At 45.0% G+C, this 24,681-nt stretch carries 19 protein-coding genes and 3 pseudogenes; 1 reads left to right on the forward strand and 21 read right to left on the reverse strand.

Annotated elements, in window-relative coordinates; genetic code table 11:
- The 21 genes and pseudogenes from DYE66_RS07360 to DYE66_RS07460 all read right to left on the reverse strand — a co-directional run bounded on the left by DYE66_RS07360 (nt 1) and on the right by DYE66_RS07460 (nt 22,270).
- Entirely contained in the window at nt 1-375 is a 375-nt protein-coding gene (locus DYE66_RS07360; RefSeq protein WP_002997701.1) for a DUF1149 family protein, read from the reverse strand.
- A gap of 285 nt (nt 376-660) precedes the next feature.
- Entirely contained in the window at nt 661-1,182 is a 522-nt protein-coding gene (locus DYE66_RS07365) for a hypothetical protein (protein ID WP_167410114.1), read from the reverse strand.
- Between the two features lie 141 nt (nt 1,183-1,323).
- Nucleotides 1,324-2,283, reverse strand: coding sequence for a ferrochelatase (gene hemH, locus DYE66_RS07370; RefSeq protein WP_115325071.1), 960 nt, complete (start codon nt 2,281-2,283; stop codon nt 1,324-1,326).
- 235 nt (nt 2,284-2,518) lie between these two features.
- Nucleotides 2,519-3,958, reverse strand: a complete 1,440-nt coding sequence (locus tag DYE66_RS07375; protein WP_115325072.1) for a 6-phospho-beta-glucosidase — start codon at nt 3,956-3,958, stop codon at nt 2,519-2,521.
- 209 nt (nt 3,959-4,167) lie between these two features.
- Entirely contained in the window at nt 4,168-4,770 is a 603-nt protein-coding gene (locus tag DYE66_RS07380; protein WP_115325073.1) for a histidine phosphatase family protein, read from the reverse strand.
- Nucleotides 4,771-4,784: 14 nt separating this feature from the next.
- Nucleotides 4,785-5,363 (reverse strand): histidine phosphatase family protein, encoded by a 579-nt coding sequence (locus DYE66_RS07385; protein ID WP_115325195.1) that lies wholly within the window; start codon nt 5,361-5,363, stop codon nt 4,785-4,787.
- A 10-nt stretch (nt 5,364-5,373) separates the two neighbouring features.
- A pseudogene (locus DYE66_RS07390) lies at nt 5,374-6,785 on the reverse strand (glycoside hydrolase family 1 protein).
- A gap of 197 nt (nt 6,786-6,982) precedes the next feature.
- Nucleotides 6,983-7,366 carry a VOC family protein gene (locus tag DYE66_RS07395; RefSeq protein ID WP_115325196.1) on the reverse strand — a complete coding sequence of 128 codons (384 nt, stop codon included), beginning with the start codon at nt 7,364-7,366 and terminating at the stop codon, nt 6,983-6,985.
- A gap of 169 nt (nt 7,367-7,535) precedes the next feature.
- Nucleotides 7,536-8,339 (reverse strand): annotated as a pseudogene (locus tag DYE66_RS07400) (Cof-type HAD-IIB family hydrolase).
- Nucleotides 8,340-8,494: 155 nt separating this feature from the next.
- A complete protein-coding gene (locus DYE66_RS07405) occupies nt 8,495-8,911 on the reverse strand; it encodes a hypothetical protein (RefSeq protein ID WP_115325074.1) in 417 nt (138 codons plus the stop codon).
- A gap of 322 nt (nt 8,912-9,233) precedes the next feature.
- The gene (locus DYE66_RS07410) at nt 9,234-9,527 is read right to left on the reverse strand and encodes a hypothetical protein (protein WP_115325075.1); all 294 of its coding nucleotides are present in this window, start codon (nt 9,525-9,527) and stop codon (nt 9,234-9,236) included.
- Nucleotides 9,528-9,724: 197 nt separating this feature from the next.
- Complete coding sequence (locus DYE66_RS07415; protein ID WP_115325076.1) at nt 9,725-10,084, reverse strand: hypothetical protein; 360 nt, start codon at nt 10,082-10,084, stop codon at nt 9,725-9,727.
- Between the two features lie 497 nt (nt 10,085-10,581).
- Nucleotides 10,582-13,761, reverse strand: a complete 3,180-nt coding sequence (gene carB / locus DYE66_RS07420) for a carbamoyl-phosphate synthase large subunit (protein WP_115325077.1) — start codon at nt 13,759-13,761, stop codon at nt 10,582-10,584.
- A gap of 673 nt (nt 13,762-14,434) precedes the next feature.
- Nucleotides 14,435-15,526: a carbamoyl phosphate synthase small subunit gene (locus tag DYE66_RS07425; protein WP_115325078.1), complete on the reverse strand. Its 1,092-nt coding sequence runs from the start codon at nt 15,524-15,526 to the stop codon at nt 14,435-14,437.
- 194 nt (nt 15,527-15,720) lie between these two features.
- Nucleotides 15,721-16,647 carry an aspartate carbamoyltransferase catalytic subunit gene (locus DYE66_RS07430; RefSeq protein ID WP_019783200.1) on the reverse strand — a complete coding sequence of 309 codons (927 nt, stop codon included), beginning with the start codon at nt 16,645-16,647 and terminating at the stop codon, nt 15,721-15,723.
- 5 nt (nt 16,648-16,652) lie between these two features.
- Complete coding sequence (locus DYE66_RS07435; protein ID WP_115325079.1) at nt 16,653-17,915, reverse strand: uracil-xanthine permease family protein; 1,263 nt, start codon at nt 17,913-17,915, stop codon at nt 16,653-16,655.
- A gap of 55 nt (nt 17,916-17,970) precedes the next feature.
- On the reverse strand, nt 17,971-18,492 hold the full coding sequence (gene pyrR, locus DYE66_RS07440) for a bifunctional pyr operon transcriptional regulator/uracil phosphoribosyltransferase PyrR (protein ID WP_019783202.1): 522 nt from the start codon (nt 18,490-18,492) through the stop codon (nt 17,971-17,973).
- A 402-nt stretch (nt 18,493-18,894) separates the two neighbouring features.
- Nucleotides 18,895-19,791: an RluA family pseudouridine synthase gene (locus DYE66_RS07445; protein WP_115325080.1), complete on the reverse strand. Its 897-nt coding sequence runs from the start codon at nt 19,789-19,791 to the stop codon at nt 18,895-18,897.
- A complete protein-coding gene (gene lspA, locus DYE66_RS07450) occupies nt 19,775-20,239 on the reverse strand; it encodes a signal peptidase II (protein ID WP_115325081.1) in 465 nt (154 codons plus the stop codon). The genes DYE66_RS07445 and lspA overlap by 17 nt, the downstream gene beginning before the upstream one ends.
- Before the next feature lie 102 nt (nt 20,240-20,341).
- Nucleotides 20,342-21,247 carry a LysR family transcriptional regulator gene (locus DYE66_RS07455; protein WP_115325082.1) on the reverse strand — a complete coding sequence of 302 codons (906 nt, stop codon included), beginning with the start codon at nt 21,245-21,247 and terminating at the stop codon, nt 20,342-20,344.
- A gap of 327 nt (nt 21,248-21,574) precedes the next feature.
- Complete coding sequence (locus DYE66_RS07460; RefSeq protein WP_019768715.1) at nt 21,575-22,270, reverse strand: YoaK family protein; 696 nt, start codon at nt 22,268-22,270, stop codon at nt 21,575-21,577.
- A 252-nt stretch (nt 22,271-22,522) separates the two neighbouring features.
- Between DYE66_RS07460 and DYE66_RS07465 the strand changes: the two are divergent.
- A pseudogene (locus tag DYE66_RS07465) lies at nt 22,523-24,526 on the forward strand (KxYKxGKxW signal peptide domain-containing protein).
- The last annotated feature ends 155 nt before the right edge of the window (nt 24,527-24,681 follow it).

The raw sequence follows: 24,681 nt of genomic DNA on the forward strand, positions 1-24,681 counted from the left end.
TTAGAATTCCAGAGTGATACCTGGACGATCAAGGGCAATTTCTGAAACTTCGTAGGTCATCCTTTGCAGAGTCTCTAAGAGTGGTCCAGCTAAGCTTTGAACTTCTTCTTGAGAAAATTCTTTAGGCTCATTGACCAGGCGGTTGTGGACATGGACCATTTGTGAGATAACCCCTGCGATAACAAATTCTTCACGAACAATTTGAAACTGAAGGACAGCGACTAAATGCGTTTCATTTTTAGCCTCATCCTTGCTGACCAGTTGGAAGGTGACTTCGACATTGGTCTTGGGTTCACCGTTTTGCTTCTCCCACTCTAGGTTGCGGGCATCGTAGTGATATTGATTGACGAATACTTGATCACGTGTTAATTCCATTATTTCTTCTCCTAATTTGAATCTTTTAACTAGCTTATTATAGCATACTTCGCCCTAGCTTCAAAGGGCTTTAAACCAGTCTGACGTGTTTTTATGACCTGTCTGGTTTAATATTTCCCAGTCACAGACAGTCAACAAACGGTCATTCTAGAAAAAACTACAGGGCCGAAAGTCAGCCAAGAGCAAAAATACCCAGTAAAAAATGCCACAGGGGCATTCTCGGCAAATTAATTAAAGTCGATAGGACTAGTCAAATCTAAGCGACAGGGCCTTCTGAGCTTAAGCTTAGAACTTCTTTTGTGGATGACGCTCAACAATTTCGGGATGAGCTGCCAAGGTCTCCTGTCCCTTCTCGGTCAGGACATAACCCCGCAGATCAAAGAGGGGCGCTAAATTTTCTTCGCTATAGACCTCTGCCATCTTTTGGTCCAAATCTGGTCGCTTCATCTTGGGCAGCCCCTTGACATCCTTAGCCTTGAGAAAATCTTTTACTTGACCAGCCCGCAAATAAATCAGGGATTCTTGGTCTGTCATGAGACGGATATAGCCCTGCTCAATCAACCAATCCAGTTCCTTCTGAGCATTGATGCCATAAGTCGTATAGAAATACTTGTGCAGGGGACTTTGGGTCGTATAGGTGCCAAAATTAATCCGCCAGAGGAGGATAATGTGCCCCGGTAGAAGTCCTTCTTTAGTTCTCTCCATATTGCGCTTAGGAATAGGTTTTCGTCTTAACTCTTCCTCATACTTAGGCCAAATGTAGGGCATTTCAGCATGCTGATTATAAATCTCTTCTAATGTTTTCATAAGAAAATTATAGCACAGCACCCTTTGGGAAAAGAAAAATATGACTTTTCTTATGCTATGTCAATCCTTTTTTGAGGGGGCATACTTCACTGTTATATCAACAGATTCCTTTGCCCTTTGGCCACCTCCATCCTTCTCCACTTATAATCTTTCTTTGACCAAGTCGGCTAATAGGGCTATGTGGTCTGGCCTGTCATTGAGCGCTGGGATATAGCGGTAACTTTGGCCGCCATTTTCTAAGAAATTCTTCTTATTGGTGATTTCTATTTCTTCAAGGGTTTCCAGGCAGTCTGCCGCAAAGCCAGGACAGATGACGGCTAGCTTCTTAACTCCCTCCTTAGGTAAAGAGCTCACCAATTCATCGGTGTAAGGCTTTAGCCAGACCTCCCGACCAAAGCGAGACTGATAGGCCAGATACCAGTCCTCTTTTGCTAGGCCCAGCTTTTGCGCAACCAAGCTAGCTGTCCTTTGACATTGTTCAGGATAATAATCGCCTTCTTTAGCATAACGGGCTGGAATACCATGGAAGGAAAAGACCAGTTTCTCCCCCTCTTGAAGGATGATGCTATCGGCCAAGGCCTGAATATAGGCCAGATCATCATGATAATTATGAATGAGTTGGAAAGGAGGTAGACCCTTCTTGTGATAGATATAGCGGGCGAAAGCATCAAGGCCAGTTGCCGTTGTCGTCGAACTATACTGGGGAAAGAGGGGTAAAATAATAAGTTTGCTGATATGAGCCGCCATCATCTGGTCTAGGGCCTGAGACATATTAGGCTTGCCATAAACCATGGCCACCTTGACTAGGGTATCGAGCCCATCCTTATCCAGATAAGCTTGAAGAGCTTCCTCCTGCTTTTGGGAAATGACCCGCAGGGGCGAGCCGTCCTTGGTCCAAATATTTTCGTAGAGGTGGCGAATTTTATGAGGCCGTCTGGGCAAGATAAAGGCATTAAGGGCTGTCAACCAGACCCAAGGATTCAAATCAATAACCCGATGATCAGATAAGAAGGGACGCAAGAAAGCTCGGATAGCTTTTGGGGTAGGTGCATCCGGTGTCCCCAAATTCAGCAATAAGACTCCTATTTTTCCACTAGACATGTCGGCCTCTCCTTTATGGCTATATTGATAGCTACAGCATAGCACAAAAAGGACCTTGCAACAAGATTCACAAAGTCCTTTTTGGCGAATACTTTGACTAAGATTTTTAAAGATATCTGCAGGCAGTTAGATGATTGCTGGCTCTTTAAATTTTATGCCAAGATAAGATAGCTATTTTCCCTACTAAGTATAAAAAGGCTCAGAGTTTGGCTCTTACTTGTCCTACTGACTGCTCCTAGTCAACATCCGTCCCATTAGAAGCGATGACCTGCTTATACCAGTCAAAAGATTTTTTCTTGGAGCGCTTGAGGGTGCCATTTCCTTGGTTGTCGCGGTCGACATAGATGAAGCCGTAGCGCTTCTTCATCTCACCTGTTCCAGCTGAAACGAGGTCGATACAGCCCCAGGTGGTGTAACCCCAAAGCTCAACACCATCTTCATTGATAGCCGCATTCATGGTCTTGATGTGTTCGCGCAGATAGTCAATCCGATAATCATCGGCAACATAGCCATCTTGGTCAGGCTCGTCAACTGCCCCCAGACCATTTTCCACAATAAAAAGAGGTTTTTGATAACGATCCCAGATAGTATTGAGGGTAATGCGCAGACCCAATGGGTCAATTTGCCAACCCCATTCGGAAGCCTTGAGATAAGGATTCTTAAGAGAGGCAAAGATATTGCCAGAGGTCGTGTCGGTCAAACTTGGGTCAGCTGAAGCCACTCGGCTAGAATAATAAGAGAAGGAAATGAAATCGACCGTGTGATCTTTCAAGAGTTCCAAATCTTCCTCAGTCATCTTAATGTCCAGCTTATCCCTTTGGAATTTCTTAAGTACATAGTTTGGATAGTAACCACGGGCTTGAACATCAATAAGCGAATAAGCTTCTCGGTCATCCTGCATAGCCTGCCAGTAATCAGCTGGATTAGGCGTATTAGGATAGTATTGACCTGCCGCCAACATACAACCGACCTTATTTTCAGGGTCAACTTGGTGGGCAATCTTGGTTGCCAAGGCTGAGGCTACCAACTCGTGATGAACGGCCTGATACTTGACTTCTTCTTGGTTTTCGCCTTCTTCAAAGCAGATACCCGCTCCCATAAATGGGGCGTGGAGAATCATATTGATTTCATTGAAGGTCAACCAGTATTTGACTAGACCCTTGTAGCGATTGAAGATAACCTGACAGAGATTGCCATAAAAATCAATCAGCTTGCGATTGCGCCAACCACCGTAGTGCTCAATCAAGTACATAGGACAATCAAAGTGGGTGATGGTTACCAGAGGTTCGATGCCGTACTTATGACATTCCTTGAAAACATCCTCGTAAAAGGTCAGACCCTTTTCATTGGGTTCTGCTTCATCACCCTTAGGAAAAATCCGCGACCAGGCAATGGACATACGGTAGGTCTTGAAGCCCATTTCCGCAAAGAGGGCAATGTCCTCCTTGTAGTGGTGGTAAAAATCAATGGATTCCTTGGCTGGATAGAAATAACCGTCCTCAAAATCAAACATCTTGCGTTGGCCGGCGATGATTGGAAAACGGTCAGGACCGACTGGCACCACGTCAACATTAGCTAGGCCACGTCCATCAACATTGTAGGCCCCTTCACATTGGTTGGCAGCGGTCGCCCCGCCCCAGAGAAAACCATCTGGAAATGCTGGTAATTTTGTCATGTCAATACTCCTCGTTCTTCTTTATTTCTTGTCTTTATTATAGGCTACTAGAAGACCACAAACCTCATTTATCCTTAGAAGTTTTGATACTATCCTAGGGATTTATGAGAATGCCTGAAAATCTTGTCGCCAAATTCTAGTCTTTTAAAAGCTCTAAGCATTCTAAGAAATTTTAGGCTCACTTAGAGTCCCCCCAAGATGCTATTCAACTATTTTCGATAAATATATTCATTTTGGGTTGGATTATAAATATAGTGCATGTCAAATTGGCCCTGGTCATAGGTAAATTTGAGGATGGCGCAGTTGCTCATCCCACGCACATCGGGGGCCTCTTCTAAGGCTCCTCGGAAAAATTGGGCAATAGCTGCCCCATGGCTGACCGCCAGAACCTGGCTCCCTTCTTCCAAGCCTTCCATCAGATTGGTCACCGTTTCAACCATCCGCCGACGAACTGCCATGGTATCCTCACCACCGAAGAAGACGAAGGCATCCCGGTAGCCGGTTCCATCCTTGTGTAGAGGCGGATTGAGGTATTCAGGTTGGGCCTCATAGGAGCCAAAATCCATCTCCTTGAGTCCTTTGAGCCGAATGATGTCACTTCTGCCACTGACAATTTGGGCGGTATCACCGGCCCTTTCCTGAGTTGAGGCATAGACCGCATCAAAGCTAATCTTTTGGTCTGCAAAAAATTGTCTAGCTTTTCTAGCTTGCTCAATGCCCAGCTCGGTCAAGGGTGAATCCGACGCCCCTTGAATCCGTTTTTGGACATTAAAACGGGTTTGACCGTGACGCATGAGATAGAGCGTCTTCATAGTATCACTTCTTTCTACTTGAGGGGGTCAATGACCCTTTTTAGTATGAGACTACCGTTTTCATAGTCGTAATGACAGATATTGCAGTTACCAAAGCCCAGGCCTTCTGGGAAGGCGATATCCAAATACTGAATCAGACCCCAGAGGGCGGCTCCGTGGTTAACCATGATGATGTCTTGGGCAGGATCTTCCTCCGCTACCGTCAGAATAGCCCGATGGACCCGCTTACCGACCTCAAGAATATCTTCGCCCCCGTAAGGTACCAGCAAATCCTCAAAAGAACGAGCACCTAGACGAAACTTGGGCAGGATTTTTTCGGGTTGGGCCTCAAAAATCCCAAAATTCATCTCCTTGATCCCCTTGATTGGCTTAATCACATTATGTTCAGCAACTAGACGTGCCGTATCGCTTGCCCTTTCCTGGGTTGAGGCGTAGATAGCCTGGCGGTCCACGCCCTTAATCTTAAACCAATCTCTAGATTCCTTGGCCTGTTGGATTCCTTTTTGCGTCAAAGGAGAATCACTACAGCCTTGGATTCGGCCCTGACGATTAAAGAGGGTTTGGCAGTGCCTCAAAAGGTAAAACTTCTTCATTCCTTCCCCCTCAATCATTGAGCACATTGGCCCCTTGACTAGCAATGAGTTCCTTATAAAAATAGAAGGAATCCTTGCGTGATCGATCAAAAGAACCATTTCCTTGGTCGTCAGCGTCTACATAGACAAAGCCATAGCGCTTAGACATTTCTGAGGTTGAGGCAGAAACCAAATCCGTACAGCCCCACCAGGTATAGCCGATCAAATTAACCCCGTCCTCTATGGCTTCGTACATCTGTTGGACATGAGACTTGAGGTAGCTAATCCGATAGTCATCATGAACGGAACCGTCTGCTTCAACCTTGTCTAGAGCTCCCAGACCATTTTCAACCACCATGAGTGGAACCTGATAGCGGTCATAGAGATTGTTGAGGGTGATGCGTAGACCGACTGGGTCAATCTGCCAGCCCCAGTCAGAAGCTTCCAGATAAGGATTGGGCTCTGATAAGATGAGATTGCCACCTGTTTCTTGGTCGGACTTTTGCTTGCGAGCAATGGAGCTCATGTAGTAAGAGAAGGACATGAAATCGACTGGATACTTTTCCAGTATCTCTAGGTCTCCATCTGCTATTTCCAGTTGAATATGATTTTCCCTGAAGAAGCGTTTAGCATAGCTTGGGTATTTCCCCTCACTTGAACATCTGAGAAGAAAAGATTTTCGTGGTCTTTCTTAATTTCTTCCATGACATCCTCAGGATTGCAGGTAGCTGGGTAGGCCTGCATCCGAGCTAGCATACAGCCGACCTTGAAGTCAGAATTGATTTCATGAGCTAGCTTGGTAGCCAGAGCCGATGCTAAGAATTGATGGTGGGCCGCCTGATACATGTCTTGCAGGTGGAGTTTGCCATCTTCAAAGAGGAGACCACCTGAAAGGTAGCCGGTCATGCCGATGATGTTGATTTCATTGAAGGTTAGCCAGTATTTAACTTTGTTCTGATAGCGTTTGAAGACAGTCTCAGCGTAATGGACGAAACAATCAATGACCTTGCGATTTTTCCAGCCCCCGTACTTCTTTACCAGGCCGATGGGAAATTCATAGTGGGAGAGGGTTACAAGAGGCTCAATACCATATTTTTTGAGCTCGTCAAAAACCTTATCGTAAAAGGCCAAACCAGCCTCGTTAGGCAGCTCCTCGTCACCCTTAGGGAAAATCCGCGACCAGGCAATAGAGAGACGGAAGGTCTTGAAGCCCATTTCTGCGTAGAAGGCAATGTCCTCCTTATCATTGAGGGCGAAATCCAAGCATTCTTGGTTCATGGGCGTGGTAAATTCCCCACCCATGGTCTTGCGCTCTTCTGGTGCAACTGCCCTAGCTGTATCAGAGGTTGCTGGACCACGCCCATCCAAATTCCAACCTCCTTCAAATTGATTGGCAGCTGTTGCCCCACCCCATAAAAAATCTTTCGGAAATGCTTTTGTCATAATTACTTTAGGGCCCAGCCCTACTCCTTTCTATTATACACTAGTCATACTAATATTATAAAATTTTCAGAAAGCCTTTTCTTGTAGAATCCTCCTAGGAACTTGTACTATCCGACGATAAGACAAAAAAAGCTGATGCACATGCACCAGCCAAAGATTAAACTAATAGTAAGATAATAATGAAAGCCAGTTAGCAGTTAGACCGTCAATTCGATGGTATTATTTTCAAAGCCCAGAACGACAGATTCATAATAGCCATCACCGGTGATCCTTGGACCATTGATGCACTTATAACCGTCAGCATCCAGACGCTTGGTCAGAGCATCAACTGCTTCCTTGCTTCCCAAACTCATGGCAAAATGAGCCAGGCCTGTCCGATTAGTCTCCTTTTCCAGATCCACGGTATCAGGTTTGGTCATAATTTCCAGTCTGGCACCATCTTCAAAACTCAAGAAATAGGATTTAAAACCTGTCTTTTGGTTATGGTAGAGTTGGTTGGCCGAAGCTTGAAAATAGCTTTGAAAAAATTCCTTAGCTCCTTCGAGATCGTTAACATAAATGGCTAGGTGCTCGATTTTCATAATGTTCTCCTTCTTTTTTAGAGTTAATTGTGGTAGGTATGATGCCAAAACTCGCTGGCCCTTTGAAGCCAAGTAGACCTGCTTCATATGTCTCCATGAAGACTAGAGCTCATCCTCTCTAGACCCTGCCCTGGTGAGAAGCAAGATCAAGATAAGGCCAGTCAAATTTTTAAGAGTTGAGGTAGTTTTCGATTATCACAAAGACGCCGTCCTCATTATTAGAGGGAGCCTCCTTCCCCAAAGACTTCAGGGACTCTGGAGCATTAGCCATAACATAGGGATGACCTGATAGCTCCAGCATTTCAATATCATTCCCCCCGTCACCAAAGGTCATCAAGTGCTCAGGCTTGCAACCCCAATAATCAAGGAGTTGACTAAGGCCCTTGCCCTTGTGGATGCCTTTTTGAATAATATCAATGCAGCCAAAGCCACTAGAGGTCCCCGTCAGCCCATAGCTGGCAAACTCTTGTGAAATCCGCGCCATGATTGTCTGGGTCTCCTCCTCGGGAACCAGGCTAGTTAGCTTGAAGAAGGCATCATCCTAGGGAAGCTCAGCAAAATTTTCTAAGAGCTCAATCTTAGGCAGGTAGTGTTTAAGCAAAGAAACCAGCTCAGGATCAGAATCCTTCAACATATAAGCTGACTCCTTACCTGCCACGGTATGCAGGGACTGAGGGTAGTTTGTCTGGAGAAAATCTAGACAAGCCAGGACCGTCCGCCGGTCGATAAAATGTTCAAAGAGGGTCTGTCCTTGCGAGATGATGTGAGCCCCATTTTCCGCCGCATAGGCAAACTGACCATCATAGGCAGGGAAATTAAGTCTTAGCTGCCGATACTGATTGCCACTAGCGATAACGAACTTAATAACTTCTTTCTCTAGGACTGACAGGATCCTCTTGAATCGCTCTTCATCAAAAGTCTTATCATCCCTTAGAAAGGTTCCATCCATATCGGTTGCAATCACCTTAATCATCCTGCGCTCCCTTCTATTTGATTAGAGTATAACATGATTAAAGGCTATTGACCTATACTATTTTGAGGTATTCTGATGAAATCCTACGATTTTTAGCCAAACCCTGACAAATAGGTCTTGACAAGGCTAGAAGGCACTGAGCTTGATAGCTAAAACTATCTTTCTCTGTCTTTTTTCTTAAGGTAGACCAGACCCCAAGCTAAGAGGATGGTCATAAGTAGAAAGATGCCTGCACCAATGAACCTGATGATGCGACTCAAACTATCAGTCGTTACTAGGGCCCCGTAAACAGTCGCTAGAAAAAGAAGGGAAGTTAGAAGGGTAAATGCGACCTGAGCCCAAAATTGATTCTTTTCCTTCACCACTCTTGGCCTGCGCTCACTTTCTCTTCTGAGAATATAGGTAAAGATGAAGCCTAAGAAGAACAGGAACCAAAAGACATAGACCGACCATTTAGGCAGACCTGGAAAATCCTCAAATTTAAGGGCAAAATACAAGGGAATCAAGGTCAATACCGAAACGAGAATTCTCAATCCTTGCAAAGTCTTATTGGAAATTTGTGATAGTTTCATACGAACTACTCCTTTCTTTTCAGCCACATGATTTAAAGAAATCTGTTGCAAAAGTCACAAGAAAACTTCCATAGGGCTAGTAAAAACTCACTTGAACACCATAGCTTGACTTAAAAGTCGCTTTAGTCAATTATAGCAAGAAAGAGGCCACAAAGATGGTCAAAGTCGTGAAAGGTCCTAAATTCGTCCTGAACGGTTCAAGACAAGCAAAAAAAAACTGAGCAAGTTGCTACTCAGTTTCCCCTTTTCTACTTTAAAATTTCAAAAATTGCCTGCCTCTTGTCCGATTAGGCTCGCAAAAGCCCCACTCCTCCAAGACTCATTACCAATCGCCAATAGTACGATAAGCCTTGTCAAAGCGCTCAGCCGTAATAATCCGTCCATTGGTATGGTCAATGACATCGCCAACTTGAGCAGTCGCATACATGCCGTAGCCATAGAAATGGCTATCACTGGCCCAGTTGGGGTCTAAGGCTGGAATCAGAACCTGTAAGTTCTGCTTATCTAGCCAGGTTAGGCACTGCTTCTTGAAGGCATCTATGACCCAGTTAGGATAGGGGGCTGTCTGGCTAATGCGCCAAACATCAATTAATTTTCCTTTATAACTCGCTTTCATCACTTTTCTCCATCGCTCTAGAGGTTATCAAACTTTTCAAATCGTAAGACGGGGGGCATCCAGCAAATCTCCTGCTTGAGCACTTAGCATCCGCCCTTAGTCATGGTTAATAATTTACCACTGCAAAATAACATATCAATTACTTATTTTTGTTAATTTTATTAAATAAGATTAGAGGGATTAAATTATTAAAAAGGCTAGTTGCTCTTACACGGACCACCATTGGAGGCACTGATAAAGAAATAGGTCGTGCTGATTGACACATGCCACCAATAGCCACAAGCCGTCAAGCCCAACATCAGTCCAAAAGAAAACAGGGTTGATTTCTTTCTAAAATGTTCATAAAATCCTTGTAATGTTTCTTGCAAACTTAAGTCTCTATCGGGAATTAGGTGATAGGTATATCGGTAAATGGAATAGTGCGAGATAAGACTGATGAGACCTAAAAATGCAATTTTCCATAAGGCAAGAGCCAAAAGGAAACCAAGGAAACCCAGGTAAATAATCAAGGCAAGGCTAATAAAGCTAGTCACAAGAAATCTGTAACATTTTTTCAAAATTTTTCCTCCTAACCTTTATATCTCTAAAATCCACTAGCAAAAGAAAAGGAGGGTCCTCTCTTTGAAGCGCCCCTCCCTTTTTCCATTTGGGAGTAAAATTAGATCCAGGGCTAAAGTAGCAAAAGCCCCAGGTATCCTAAATAAGAAGGAGTAAGGGTGGCCGTCAAACCAATCACCAATCAAAAAACTTTAAACGGCAACACCGATTGCATCCAACGACCTTAGTATACCCTAAATTTCATTTTGTGCACGAAAAAGTCGTGAACGGTCGAAAATATGTCCTGAAGCGACTTTTATTAGAAGATTTTGAAATTCTAATTTTCCTTCATTCGTCATCGACAAGACTAGAAGGCAAATTCTCAGCCTATTTCAAACTAAAAAAGTTCATCCTAACCTAAGCAAAAAGAGAGGTCCACTCAATGTGAACCGCTCTTTTTAATCTAGCTGGTTACTCTTAGTCCCAGTCCTCTAATGATTTTTAAAATCAGTGCTTGTTAAATCGCTTGAGTCGTGAAGCTTCTGCTTTCCAATACTCTAACCATGGCATCTGCCGTATCTAGAGCTGTAAAGAGGGGAATTCCTGCCTCGATGGCTGAGCTTCGAATGGTTTGGCCGTCTTCGTCAGCCGTTCGTTTGGTGCCAACAGTATTGACAATAGCTTGGACAAGGCCTGAGCGAACTAAGGCTGGAATGTCGTTGCTATCATCTTCGCCCAGCTTATTGACCAAGACAGAGTCTAGACCTTGCTCCTTGAAGTAGTTAGCGGTACCTGCGGTCGCATAGATACCATAGCCGATAGCATCGAAGCGCTTGGCCAATTCTAAGGCTTCTTGCTTGGTATCATCGGCAATGGTAAAGATAACATTACCAAAGGTTGGCAGGTGGAGATAGCTTGCCTCAAAAGCCTTATAGAGAGCTTTTTCCAAGGTCTTGTCAGAGCCCATGACTTCACCTGTCGATTTCATTTCAGGACCTAGGAGGCTGTCCACCTTGGCTAATTTGGTAAAGGAGAAGACAGGCGCCTTGACATGGACGCGATCACTTACAGGATAAAGGCCATCTTGGTAACCCAAATCTGCCAGACTTTGTCCCAAAATGAGTTTGGTGGCTACCTGAGCCATTGGAATGTCCGTCACCTTGGATAAGAAAGGCACGGTCCGACTAGCCCGAGGGTTTACTTCGATGACATAAACCTTGTCATCGTGGATGACAAATTGGATATTCATCATACCATAGCACTTAAGACCGATAGCCAGTCGCTTGGTGTAATCCGTAATGGTATCAATAATCTCTTGCGAGAGGGTTTGCGGTGGGTAGACCGCCATAGAGTCACCGGAGTGAACCCCTGCCCGCTCGATATGTTCCATAATTCCAGGAATTAGGACATCCTTACCATCGGAAATAGCATCGACTTCACATTCGCGACCAACCAAGTAGGAGTCAACCAAGACAGGGTGGTCAGGACTGGCCTTAACAGCTGTCCGCATATAGGAACGCAGGTCAGCTTCATTTTCAACGATTTCCATGGCCCGACCACCGAGGACATAGGAAGGGCGAACCAAGACAGGGAAGCCAATTTGTCTAGCTGAGGCTACTGCTTCTTCTTCATTGGTTGCTGTGTGGCCAGGTGGTTGAGGAATATCCAAGTCCTGCAGGGCTTGCTCAAAGAGGTCTCGGTCTTCTGCTCGGTCTAGGTCGGCGACTTGGGTCCCCAGAATTTTAACACCAGCTTTTGACAGAGGGTCAGCTAGATTGATAGCGGTTTGACCACCAAATTGGACGATAACTCCTTTAGGTTGCTCCAGGTCGATGACATTCATGACATCTTCAAAGGTCAGAGGTTCAAAATAGAGTTTATCCGAGACAGAGAAGTCGGTCGATACGGTCTCTGGGTTGGAATTCATGATGATGGCTTCATAACCCGCTGCTTGAAGCGCCTTGACTGAGTGCACGGTCGCATAGTCAAACTCTACCCCTTGGCCAATGCGAATAGGTCCCGAACCGAGAACGATAACCGATTCCTTGTCAGACTTGATCGATTCATTTTCAAAGGCATAGGTTGAATAGAAATAAGGGGTCGCTGACTCAAATTCAGCTGCACAGGTATCAACCATCTTGTAGACAGGGACGATTTTGTTATCCAGACGAATTTGCCGAACCTGATCAGCCGTCATGCCCCAAACTTGGGCAATCTTGCGGTCGCCAAAACCAAAGCGTTTAGCCTCCTTGAGGACTTCTAGGTCATTGACCTTGTCCTTGAGGGCTTCTTCAATTTCAAAGATATGAAGTAGCTTATCTAGGAAGAAGAGGTCAATCTTCGTCAGGTCAGCAATTTCGTCAATAGTGAAACCACGACGGATAGCCTCAGAAATATAGAAGAGGCGGTCATCCTGGGCCTTGACAATCTTCTCAAAAAGTTGGTCGTCGCTAGCTTCTGCTAGTTCGGGCATTTCATTGTGGTGGACACCAATTTCTAAGGAGCGGCAGGCCTTTAGGAGACTCTCTTCAATGTTACGACCGATGGCCATAACTTCCCCTGTCGCCTTCATCTGGGTTCCCAAACGGCGTTCCCCATGCTCAAATTTATCAAAAGGAAAACGAGGAATCTTGGCAACCACATAGTCCAGAGCAGGCTCAAACATGGCATAGGTTGTGCCTGTGACTGGGTTAATCATTTCGTCCAGGGTCAGGCCGACTGCAATCTTAGCCGCCAACTTGGCGATTGGATAACCGGTTGCCTTAGAGGCTAAAGCCGATGAACGAGAAACCCGAGGATTGACTTCGATAACATAGTATTTAAAACTGTGAGGATCCAGGGCCAGCTGCACATTACAGCCCCCTTCGATTTTCAGGGCCCGAATAATTTTCAGGCTGGCATCCCGTAGCATCTGATTTTCAATATCGGACAAGGTTTGCGTTGGGGCAAAAACAATGGAATCCCCTGTGTGAATGCCGACAGGGTCAAAGTTTTCCATGTTACAGACCACCAGGGCATTGTCAGCACTATCGCGCATAACCTCGTATTCAATTTCCTTGAAACCAGCGATGGAGCGTTCAATCAAACATTGGGTAACTGGCGAAAGCTTGAGGCCATTCTCAGCAATTTCTTGCAACTCCTCTTTGTTAGCACACATACCGCCACCGGTACCGCCCAAAGTAAAGGCTGGGCGAACGATAACGGGATAACCAATCTCAGCCGCAAAATTCAGGGCTTCTTGAACGGTATTAACGATTTGAGATTCAGGAATCGGTTGCTCCAAATCCTCCATCAGTTGTTTGAAAAGATCACGGTCTTCAGCCTGGTCAATGGCTGAAAGTTTGGTCCCCAGCAATTCGACCCCCAACTCATCCAAAATACCAGCCTTGGATAATTCCATGGCCATGTTGAGCCCCGTTTGACCACCGAGGGTTGGTAGGAGGGCATCTGGCCTTTCCTTACGCAAAATCCGAGTCACAAACTCAATGGTGATAGGCTCAATATAGACCTTGTCCGCAATTTCTTTATCGGTCATGATGGTCGCAGGGTTGGAATTGACCAAGACCACTTCGTAGCCTTCTTCACGCAGGGCCAGACAAGCCTGGGTCCCAGCGTAGTCAAACTCTGCAGCCTGGCCAATAATAATAGGACCAGACCCAATAACCATAATTTTCTTAATATCAGTACGTTTCGGCATAAATTTATGATACAAAAGGCGTTAAAAATCCGTATAAAAATAGGAGATTGACGCAGTGTCTGCAGACACTAGGAAATCTATCTTTTTTACTAGGATTTTAGCCTGTGTTCAAATTCATGAACACGCTTTGTATGCTGCTCCTTTCTTCTTTGCCATCTCACAGGACGGCATTAATACTCTTCAAAAATCAAAACTATCCATCGTTAACTCACTTTGCCGTACCTGCTGAGGAAAGCAAAACTTTCCCTATTTCCAACCTCAAAAGGTCTCCCAGACCTTTTGAGCTACCTGCAGTCCATGCGATGCGGAGCAAAGTTGGTCGATTTCACTAACTTTGTGAGGTTAGTAAGGGAGCTAGGCAATCTCCATAGCGATTGCCGTTTGACATCAGTCACTTTAGTGACTTGATGTCATTGCTCCTTGCCTTGGCTATTTTTGATTTTTATTGAGTATAAATAGGTTTCTCCGACGATTTTTCATCGGGACAATAGTTTTCCATGAAAAATCTAGTGGGGGCTTCTGTAGTGGTTAGCCTGGTCTGAAGATTCGTTTTAAGAGCGACAGACCTGCTCAGACCTTTCTCAAATAGAAAAGGGATTAGACGTGTGGGGGTCATCGCAACTGCTGGCCCACACACTTTCTACTTAACAAGCCAATTGGCCATTTGTAGGACCTAGTTAGACTTGGCCTGCTCCAATTTATGAGCATCGATTAACTCTAAGAATTCGTCAAAGAGATAGCTAGCATCGTGGGGACCAGGTGCAGCATCTGGGTGAAATTGAACCGAGAAGGCTGGGTAATGGCGATGGCGAACACCCTCAATGGACTTGTCGTTGATTTCTTCGTGAGTGACCATGAGACTATCAGGGAGGCTATCGCGGTCAACCGCATAACCATGGTTCTGACTGGTAAAATCAACCCGTCCCGTCGCAATTTCTCTAACCGCATGGTTAAAGCCACGGTGGCCGAATTTCATCTTATAGGTCTTGGCACCGTTGGCGAGACTAAAGAGTTGGTGGCCCATACAGATGCCAAAGATAGGAATCTTACCTTGGACACCCCGAATCATATCTAGCGCCTCAGGCACATCCTCAGGATTACCAGGTCCATTGGAGAGCATGACCCCGTCTGGATTGAGGTTGAGAATTTCCTCAGCCGTCGTATTATAAGGCACAACGGTCACATTGCAACTGCGTTTAGAAAATTCCCGCAGGATGGAATGTTTGAGACCGAAATCTACTAGGACGATATTCTTACCAACACCGGGTGCCGGATAGGCCGCCTTGGTTGAGACCTGCTCAATATTATTGGTTGGCAAAACGGTGGCCCTGAGCTGGTCTTGTAAGTGTTCAATACTATCGCCCTCATTAGCCAGGGTTGCCTTCATGGTTCCGTGTTGACGGATAATCTTGGTCAAGGCCCTTGTATCAATGCCAGAGATACCAGGGATATTCTTGGATTTGAGAAATTCATCCAGAGACATTTGATTGCGCCAGTTGCTGGCCCGTCTGGTATTCTCAGCTACGACGACACCCTTACAGGTCGGGCTGATTGACTCATAGTCATCGCGATTGATGCCATAATTTCCCACCAAGGGATAGGTGAAGGTCAAAATCTGACCATTGTAAGACTGGTCGGTAATGGATTCCTGGTAACCCGTCATGCCAGTATTAAAAACAATCTCACCGGTCACGTCAATACCAGCACCGAAGGCCCGACCTTCAAAAATCGTGCCATCTTCTAAAATTAATAATCTTTTTGTCATAAATTAAGATATAAAGGGCGTCTAAGAGACACCGCCAAAATAAGAGTTTTACCGCAGAACCATCAGGTTCTAGGAAAAACTATCTTTTTGGCTCAGTCTCTAGTCCGTATTCCATTCAATCGAAATACGGTATTCCCTTGTTTTCTCCTTTCTGCTCTGAAGTTAGAATTGGACAAGGGCTGAGAATTTCTTGGCTAAACTTTGCCGTTCAAGATGGCCTCAATAATCGCCATCCGGACATAAACCCCATTTTGCATCTGGGCAACAATACGGGACTTGGGTGCTTCAACCAACTCATCCTTGATTTCCACATCGCGATTGACCGGGGCCGGGTGCATGATGATGGCCGTGTCTTTCAATCGCTGGTAGCGCTCCTGGGTTAAGCCATAGAGTTCATGGTAGCTCTCCTTAGAAAAGCTTTCTTTTCCATCATGGCGTTCATGCTGAACGCGCAAGAACATCATGACATCCACCTGATCAACGATGTCATCCAGGTCAACGTATTGGCCATAGACATCGAACTCATGGGAGTACCATTCTTGGGGGCCACAGAAATAGAGCTGAGCACCCAGGCGTTTTAAAATCTGCATATTGGACTTGGCCACCCTTGAGTGGGTGATGTCACCAGCAATGGCTACCTTGAGATTTTCAAAACTGCCAAACTCCTGGTAGATGGTCATCAGATCCAGCAGACACTGACTAGGGTGTTGACCTGAGCCGTCTCCTCCGTTGACAATGGAGGTCTGAATGGTTCGGCTGTCAATCAATTCCTTATAATAGTCATCCTTGGAGTGGCGAACCACACAGATGTCAACGCCCAAGGCCGACATGGTCAAAATCGTATCATAGAGGGTCTCACCTTTATTGACCGAGCTGGTCTTGGCATCAAAGTCGATAACATCCAGGCCCAACTTCTTCTCAGCCACTTCAAAGGATTTGTGGGTCCTAGTTGAACTTTCAAAGAAGAGATTAGCCGCAAAGTACTGCCGAACCAAGTGAAAGTTGGCCTGGCCCTGCTTGAAGGCGATGCCTCGCTTAATCAAGCCCAGCACTTCTTCATTGGAGAGAGTTTCCATGGTCACCAGATGTTTGAGGGAAACCATACCATTTGTTACTACCATAATCTTTAGTCCTTTTCTGGAAGAATTTGATAGAGGATAATACCCAGCAAGGTCGAAAAGGCCACGCTGGTAATTTGTAGGCCGGCGATTTGCAACATAAGTCCACCGATACCCGATACTAAAATAACACTAGCAATGAAAAGATTTTTCTTTTTATCAAAGTCCACTTGGTTTTCAACCAATATTTTCAAACCACTAGAAGCAATAACCCCGAAGAGGGAGATGGATACTCCGCCTAGAACGGAAGCTGGAATAGATTGGAGGAGGGCCGAGACCTTACCAACAAAACTCATGATGACAGCAATGACCGCAGCTCCTGCAATAACATAGACAGAGAAAATCTTATTGAGAGCCATAACGCCGATATTTTCTCCATAGGAAGTCACCGGAGGTGCTCCAAAGAAACCAGCGATAATCTGAGCCAAACCATCCCCACTCAGGGTCCTTTCCAAGCCAGGATCTTTAAAGAAATCACGTCCTGTCAGACTGTTTAGAACCATAACATGGCCGAAGTGCTCGGTCATGGTAACGAAGGCAATGGGAGCCATAGTCAAAATCGCACTGGGGTAAAACTTGAAATGGCCATCTGACAGGAAAATATGAAAGTCGGGTATATCCAACCAAGAAGCCTTAGCAATCCCTGAAAAATCAACTAGGTTTTGACCTGTTAACGCACCTAATCCTAGAGCAAAGAGATAACCGACAATCAAACCAAGTAAAATCGGGATGACAGATATAATCTTCTTGCCGTATATGCTAAAGAGGATAACCGAAAAGAGGGTCACCATAGAGACCGCCAGGCTACTAATGCTGTATTTTTCATTGACCAACATGGCGTTGTTAACGGCTGAAGTCGCTAGACTGAGACCGATAACCATGATAATAGGCCCGACCACAATTGGAGGCAAAACCTTGTCAATCCAGTCCTTACCAGCAAACTTAACAATGAGAGCAACTAGGAGATAGACTAGACCGCCCGAGATGGCACCTTGGGCCACCGCCGGCATACCATCTGTCTTCAAGAGCGTCTGCATGGTGGCAATATAAGCAAAGCTAGAGCCCATATAGGCTGGAATCTTATACTTGGTCACCGTCAGATGAGCCAGGGTCCCCAGCCCACTAGAAAAGAGGGCAATGGCAGGGTCAATACCAACTAGAATGGGAACCAGAACCGTCGAGCCAAACATGGCAAAGAGATGCTGGAAAGACAAGCCTAAGAGGAGCCCAGGCTTGGGGACATCACTAATATCGTATTTTATTTCTTCCACAACTGCTTCCTTACTAAGTTACTAAGGGTCTTGAGACTTAAAGGACTTCGTTCGATTAGCTAGGGTCACTGATAATAACCCGATCACTACCATCCACTTCAACCATTTCCACCGTGATAGCTTCTTCAGAACTGGTTGGAATATTCTTGCCGACATAATCGGCCCGAATGGGCAATTCCCGATGACCTCGGTCGACTAAAACAGCAAGGCTAACTCTGGCAGGTCGCCCCAGGCTGACCAAATTATCAATAGCAGCTCGGATGGTCCGACCGGTATAGAGGACATCGTCCACCAAGATGACATCCTTGTCGGTCACGTCAACAGGCATGCTGGTTGTATCGCCTTGAGCCTTGACATCGTCTCGAAAAGGCTTGGTATCCAACTCACCCGTTGGCACGTCAATGCCCTCAATTTGTTTGAGGCGTTCTTGAATCCGACGAGCAATGTAAACGCCACGAGTCTTGATGCCAGCAAGAACCAGATTATCCAAGCTCTTATTGCGCTCAATAATCTCATAGGTGATGCGGGTAATGGCCCGCTTCATGGTTACGTCATCGACGACTTCTTTAGTTTTCATAAGAAATCCTTCCTTATAAAATAATTTTTGAACAAAAAATCTCCCTGCAAACGCAAGGAGATTAGACCAATTAACCTAGCTATACTCTCATAGCCCAGGCTTGATACAGGAGCTCTCTAACATTTTCTTGACTTGCTAAAACTAGCCAGAGCCAATCGCTTGCCTGAAAACTTCTACTGCTTCTTTGTGTCTCCTTGCCTGCCTCTCTGGACAGTTTTAAAGGACTTTATTCATTAGAGGTATTATAGCAAAAAGTCTAGTAAGACACAAGGCTCAGCCTGAAACGCATAACAGACTTAGTCTGACTTAGGCTGACACCAAGAATAAACTCATCTTAAAACTCCTATCGGACTCAAGTCCAACTAGTTATCTGTTTCGTTCAAGGTAAAAGCCAGCCCACAACTAGACCTTTCTTGCCCGTAGCTTCTCCAAGGTCTCTTGGAAAATAGCTGGAGGTTGGACGGAAAATTCTAGGACTTGGCCTGTTCTTGGATGCGTGAAGCCCAAGGTCTGGGCGTGTAGGAATTGGCCATGGCCTTTCAGAGTCTTACGAGGTCCGTAGAGGGGGTCGCCAGCTAATGGGTGACCGATATAGGCCATGTGTACCCGAATTTGGTGGGTCCGACCAGTCTCCAGCCTCAGTTCAAGGAGGCTATAATTTCCGAAACGCTCCAAGACATGAAAATGGGTGACGGCTGGTCTACCCTTGGCTGTCACAGCCTGTTTCTTGCGATCTTTTTCCGAGCGCCCAATGGGAGCCTCAATTTTACCTCGGTCATTGGGGAGATTGCCATGAACGATGGCCAGATATTTCCGCAGGGACTTCTTAGCCTTAAGCTCATCAGCTAAGGCTTGATGAGCCTGGTCATTCTTGGCAACCATCAGCAGACCTGAGGTGTCCTTGTCAATCCGATGGACAATACCTGGACGAACAACACCGTTGATGGTGGATAAATCCTTAATATGATAAAGAAGGGCATTGACGAGGGTGCCAGAGCTGTGCCCAACAGAAGGATGGACCACCATCCCCTGGAGCTTATTAACAACCGCTAGGTCCTGGTCCTCATAGACAATTTCTAGGGGAAGATTCTCAGCCTGATAATCTAAAACTTCTTCCTCAGGCTCTTCAAAGCTAATAACATCACCAGCCTTGACACTATACTTGGCCTTCTTGGGCTGACCATTGACCAGAACGCTACCATCCTTGATGGCTTGATTAGCTTGGGAACGAGACAAGTTGCTCAAATCAGCCAAGGCCTTATCCAGCCGCAGACCTTCTTCTTTAATGATGACTTCCATCTTGCTCCTCTCTCCAAAAGGCAATAATCAAAAGAAATACACCGACACTGAGGCAGGAATCTGCCAGATTAAAAATAGCAAAGTCCATAAAGTCCAAGTGAACCATGTCGACAACATAACCCAAACGTAAGCGATCAATGAAATTTCCCAAACCACCTGAAATAATTAGACTTAGTGAGGCTAGTAGCCAAAAGGATCCCGTAAGATGCTTGTAAAGATACCAAATGGCTAGGCCAACCACGAGAATGGTTATCAGGGTGAAGAACCACTGTTGATTCTGCAAGATGGAAAAAGCCGCCCCGTAATTGCGGACATAGGTTAAACTAAAAATTCTAGGCAAAAACTTTTGACTGCCGTTCTTCGGAATATGGCCAACCGCCCAGAATTTACTCCATTGGTCCAAGACCACCAGGAGCAAAACAGCTAGAGGGATGATAATTTTTCGCATAGATTTCCTCATAAAAATTGTTAGGGGACAAAAAAGCCTTGGGAACTGAATCCGCAAGAGCCTGCCCCGACTTCAAATCACTTATGGTATTTAGTTGACTACTCAGGGCTTGAAACGACTGAAATACTCTGTTATGACCTCAATAAATTTAAGGGCACAGGTCGAAAGATTCGTGTCCACTCGCTTGACATAGACCATCCTATTATCTAGGTGATCTTCTAAGGGAATGACCGTAATGCCATTAACGCTTCGACTATCTAGGAATCCCGAGCCTGTCGCATAGGCATCCGTCCGCTCTAAAATCCCATTTAGGGTTGCCCGGTCGGTCACATTGTAGATCAAGGAGCTGTCGCTGGTGTCGACAAAGTTTTCCGAATAATAAGGGTACTCGTCTTTATCTTGGGTAAAGCGCACAGTCGGTAGGCCTGCTAGGTCATCCATGGTCAAGCTTTCCTTACTAGCCAGAGGGTGATTTTTGCGCAGATAAATATGAGTTTTAAAAGGAATCAATTCAACCAACTCCAGACCCAATTTTGACATCTTTTGCTGGATACCCTTGTTATTTTGTCGATTGAGGTAAATAATTCCTAGGTCGCTGTGTCCCTGACCGACTTCGTCCAATATCTGAACCGTCGTGGATTCAAAAATTCGAAAATCCTGATAATCTGGATACCTTTCCGAAAAGGTGGTCATCAGCGGAGGGAGAAAATCATAGTGTTGACTGGCGATGGAAAATTGATAGTGATCATCGTCTGGCTTGGTGTACTGCTTCTCAAAAGAATCGAAGCCCCGAACCAAAACCAAGGCCTTTTCATAAAAGACAGAGCCCTGGCTGGTCAGGACTGTTCCCGTCGTTGTCCGTGTAAAAATCTGGAATCCCAGCTCCTCCTCCAAATCCTTGATAGCAACCGATAGACTAGGTTGGCTGACAAAAAGTTTAGAAGCTGCTTCTCTGAAGGTTCCGCTATTGGCGATGGCCACAACGTAACGCAATTGTTGAATGTTCATAAATTCTCTTTCAATCTCAAGTCTATTTTTTATTAAGTTACTTCTTATTATAACAAAAACTTATGGGCTTGACTTGCTCCCTCAAAACCCGAGAACAATTCCAATTCAGTCTTTTCAAGGATTTTGCGGTGATTCCTCCTTCATCGCTACCCGAACTTCAGCTGCTTCATTCTTTGGGTACAAACTTATCGAGGATTGGGCTGATTGTATTCTTAGTGCCTCTAATAGTCATCCTTACGTTTCAGACGGTCAAATTATGCACTTACTGTATTTCAAAAATAAGAGCCACTCATATTCATTTGGCTCTTATTTCGCAATTATCTCCTATTAAATATTACTGTCTTCCAGATGGTAGGCCTTGATAAGAGTCGTATAAACGACCATGATAGCCAGCAATACTAAGGTGACACACCAGATGGCATAGTCTCCAACTAAATGGGTCAAAATCCCCGTTATTACGGCACCAGCAACAAAACTTCCCACGACGATGCTGTAGTTCAATGCTCGTCTTTTGGTTTGACGGTGATTTCCCTTGCCTCGCAGGAGGTTGAACCAGGCTGTCACCATCTTGCGATAATTGCCTGAGGTCATCATAATGACATAAGCATGGTCTTGAACCTTGGTTCCTGTAAAGGTCAACATCATAGCACCGGTAGAAGCCGCTAAGAGAGGAACCCAAATAAACTCCTGACTAGGAAAGAAGGGATAAAGAAAAGTTACTAGGGCTAGCGGCAAGACACCGAAAGTCCGCCAGTAGGCATTCTTAGCCCTCTCCTTAAAAAGAATAGCCAGCAAAAAACCAATCGTAAAAAATATCAGGGACAGGATACTGGCAACTGTCCGAGGCAGGCTATCCCCCCAGTCGGCAATTAAAAGTAGGATATTCCCAGTTTGGGTTGCAATCAGGGTGCCAAAGCGCATGTGAGAAAAGACATCCAGACAACCGCCTACCGATCCAAGAAAGACCGCCATTATCCTTGTATTCTGGGGCATTACTGCCAGTTTTTTCGTTTTAATTGCCATCGCTTTCTCCATTTAAGACTCTGCCATTATTTTACCCTTTTCCAATTGAATTTTCAATTTAGTTCCAATCGTCTGCTAATTATCTGCATTTTTACGTTTTGTCATCGAATTAAGGTAAATTTTAATTTTAACTTAAGAGTGTGTTAGAATAGAGGTGTCTGCCAAAACAGACAATCTCTCTGTAGGTGGAAAGCCCTATTTCAAAGGAATTTTCATTATTGCATACCACTACAAAACAAAGGAGGTTTTAATATGCAAGAGAAGAAACATTACAAACTCCATAAGGTCAAAAAACGCTGGGTAACAATTGCAGTCACAGCTACGGCAGCTACAGTCCTATTTGCAGTCGGGGCTCAGACTCAAGCTGACCAAGTGGCAAACCCGCAAGAACAAACAACCACTACTCAAACAGACAATCAGTCTGATAAGGTCGCTAATCAAGAAGTAAATACACAAGCTTCTGCAGAACAAGCAACCGCTCAAACACCGAGTCAAGACCAAACTCCTGCTGCTGAACAAAAGACGACTCAAGAAACTCCTGAAGTCACTCTAAATCAAGACAGTTCTGCTGGCGACCAAGGACAAGCTGACCAAGCCAATCAAAACAACCAGAGTCAAGACGCTCAAAAATCAGAAGCCAATCCATCGACGGACAACGCTCAAGCCGATGCTGCCAATCAAACTCAAGAGGGTTCTAAAGACCAAGCGACAGCTACCGAAGCTGATAACGGCCTCCAAGCAAACAGCTTCTATGAGAAAGACGGCAAATGGTACTATGCCGATGCCAATAAGCAAAATGTAACTGGTTGGCAAACCATCAACGGGCAAAAGCTTTACTTTAATGAAGATGGTAGCCAAGTTAAGGGACATGAAATCACCGATAATGGTGCTACCTACTACTTCGACCAAGATACAGGCGATCTCTGGACTAATCGCTTCGCTAATCAACAAGAGTACGACTTTGATATTCTGGCAACCGACCACGATTGGTACTACTGTGGTCAAGATGGCAAGCGAGTAACTGGTTGGCAAACCATTGACGGCAAGAAGATGTACTTCACGACCGAAGATGACCAAAAGGCCAAACCACGTTACAGCTACAACAAACAGGTCGGCAGTCAAATCAAGGGCCGTATCCAAACCATTGATGGTAAGGACTACTACTTCGACCAAGATACTGGTGAACTCTGAACCAACCGCAATGTTACCATCGGCCAACAAACCTTCCATTTAGATGAAAATGGGGTAGCTACTCCAGTTGGTGAGAAAAAATCTACCGGCCACTTCATCACAAAAGAATTGCAGAATAACTACGGTCACTATAGTGCTCAAGTTTATGTGGACCAATATAACAATGCCATTTCAGGTCTGCAAACTAAAGATGGCAAGGATTACTACTTCAATAGCTATGGTGTCCAACTCAAGAACGAGCTAGCTACCCTTGATGGTAAGGACTACTTCTTTGCCCCTGACACTGGTGAAAAGGTTAAAAACCAATTTGTTAATATCAACTTCAATAATAACAGATACTATAATCCTGTCTTCAACGGCTGGCTCTACTTTGGTCAAGACGGAGCTGCCGTGCAAGGCTGGCAAACCATTGATGGAAAGAGAATGTACTTCTTGACCAATAAAGATGCGGACTCAGCACCAGATTATGCCCGCCAAGTCTCAGCTCAAGTCAAGGATCGCCTACAAACCATTGATGGTAAAGACTACTACTTCGATAATGACGGTGTTCTCCAAACCAACAAGGACGTTACCATCAACGGCAAGGATTATCATCTGGACGAAAACGGGGTTGCGACTGAAAAGACCGCTCAAGACAATAACAATACTGGCGACACCCAAACTGGCGGCCACTATGAACAAAAAGACTTCTACCTAGGAGAGTATGACGCTCACTATACTGGCTGGGTCTACATTGACAAAGACGGTAAGACCGTAACCGGCCCGCAAACGATTAATGGTAAGAAGGTCTACTTCTTTAGCAATGGTGAACAAGCAAGAAATCAATTTGCTAATATTGATGATAACACCTATTACTTCGGTGAAGATGGTCAAATGGTGACCAACCAAACCGTTGAAATCAGTCGAGGCAACTCCCTCCACTACGGTGGCTATCAACCAGAATACAATGGTTGGCTGCATCTAGGAGCTGACGGTTCCGCTGATAATGGTTACAAGAAAATTATCGGTACCGAATATGGCTTTAGAAAAACTGCTGACGGCAAGGGAGAATGGTACAGAAAATAATTTCTGCCCCAATACCTAATTAACTCGAACAGGACTGGAAAACAGTTCTGTTTTTTTAGCTTTCCTAACGGACGTAATTTTAATATTTCTTTAAGATTAACTTTCTTGCAAAAGAGTAAGATTTGTCTCATCGAGATTACAATCTGTAATCGTTT

It is taken from the genome of Streptococcus downei MFe28 (assembly GCF_900459175.1).
GTDB classification, from domain to species: Bacteria; Bacillota; Bacilli; order Lactobacillales; family Streptococcaceae; genus Streptococcus; species Streptococcus downei.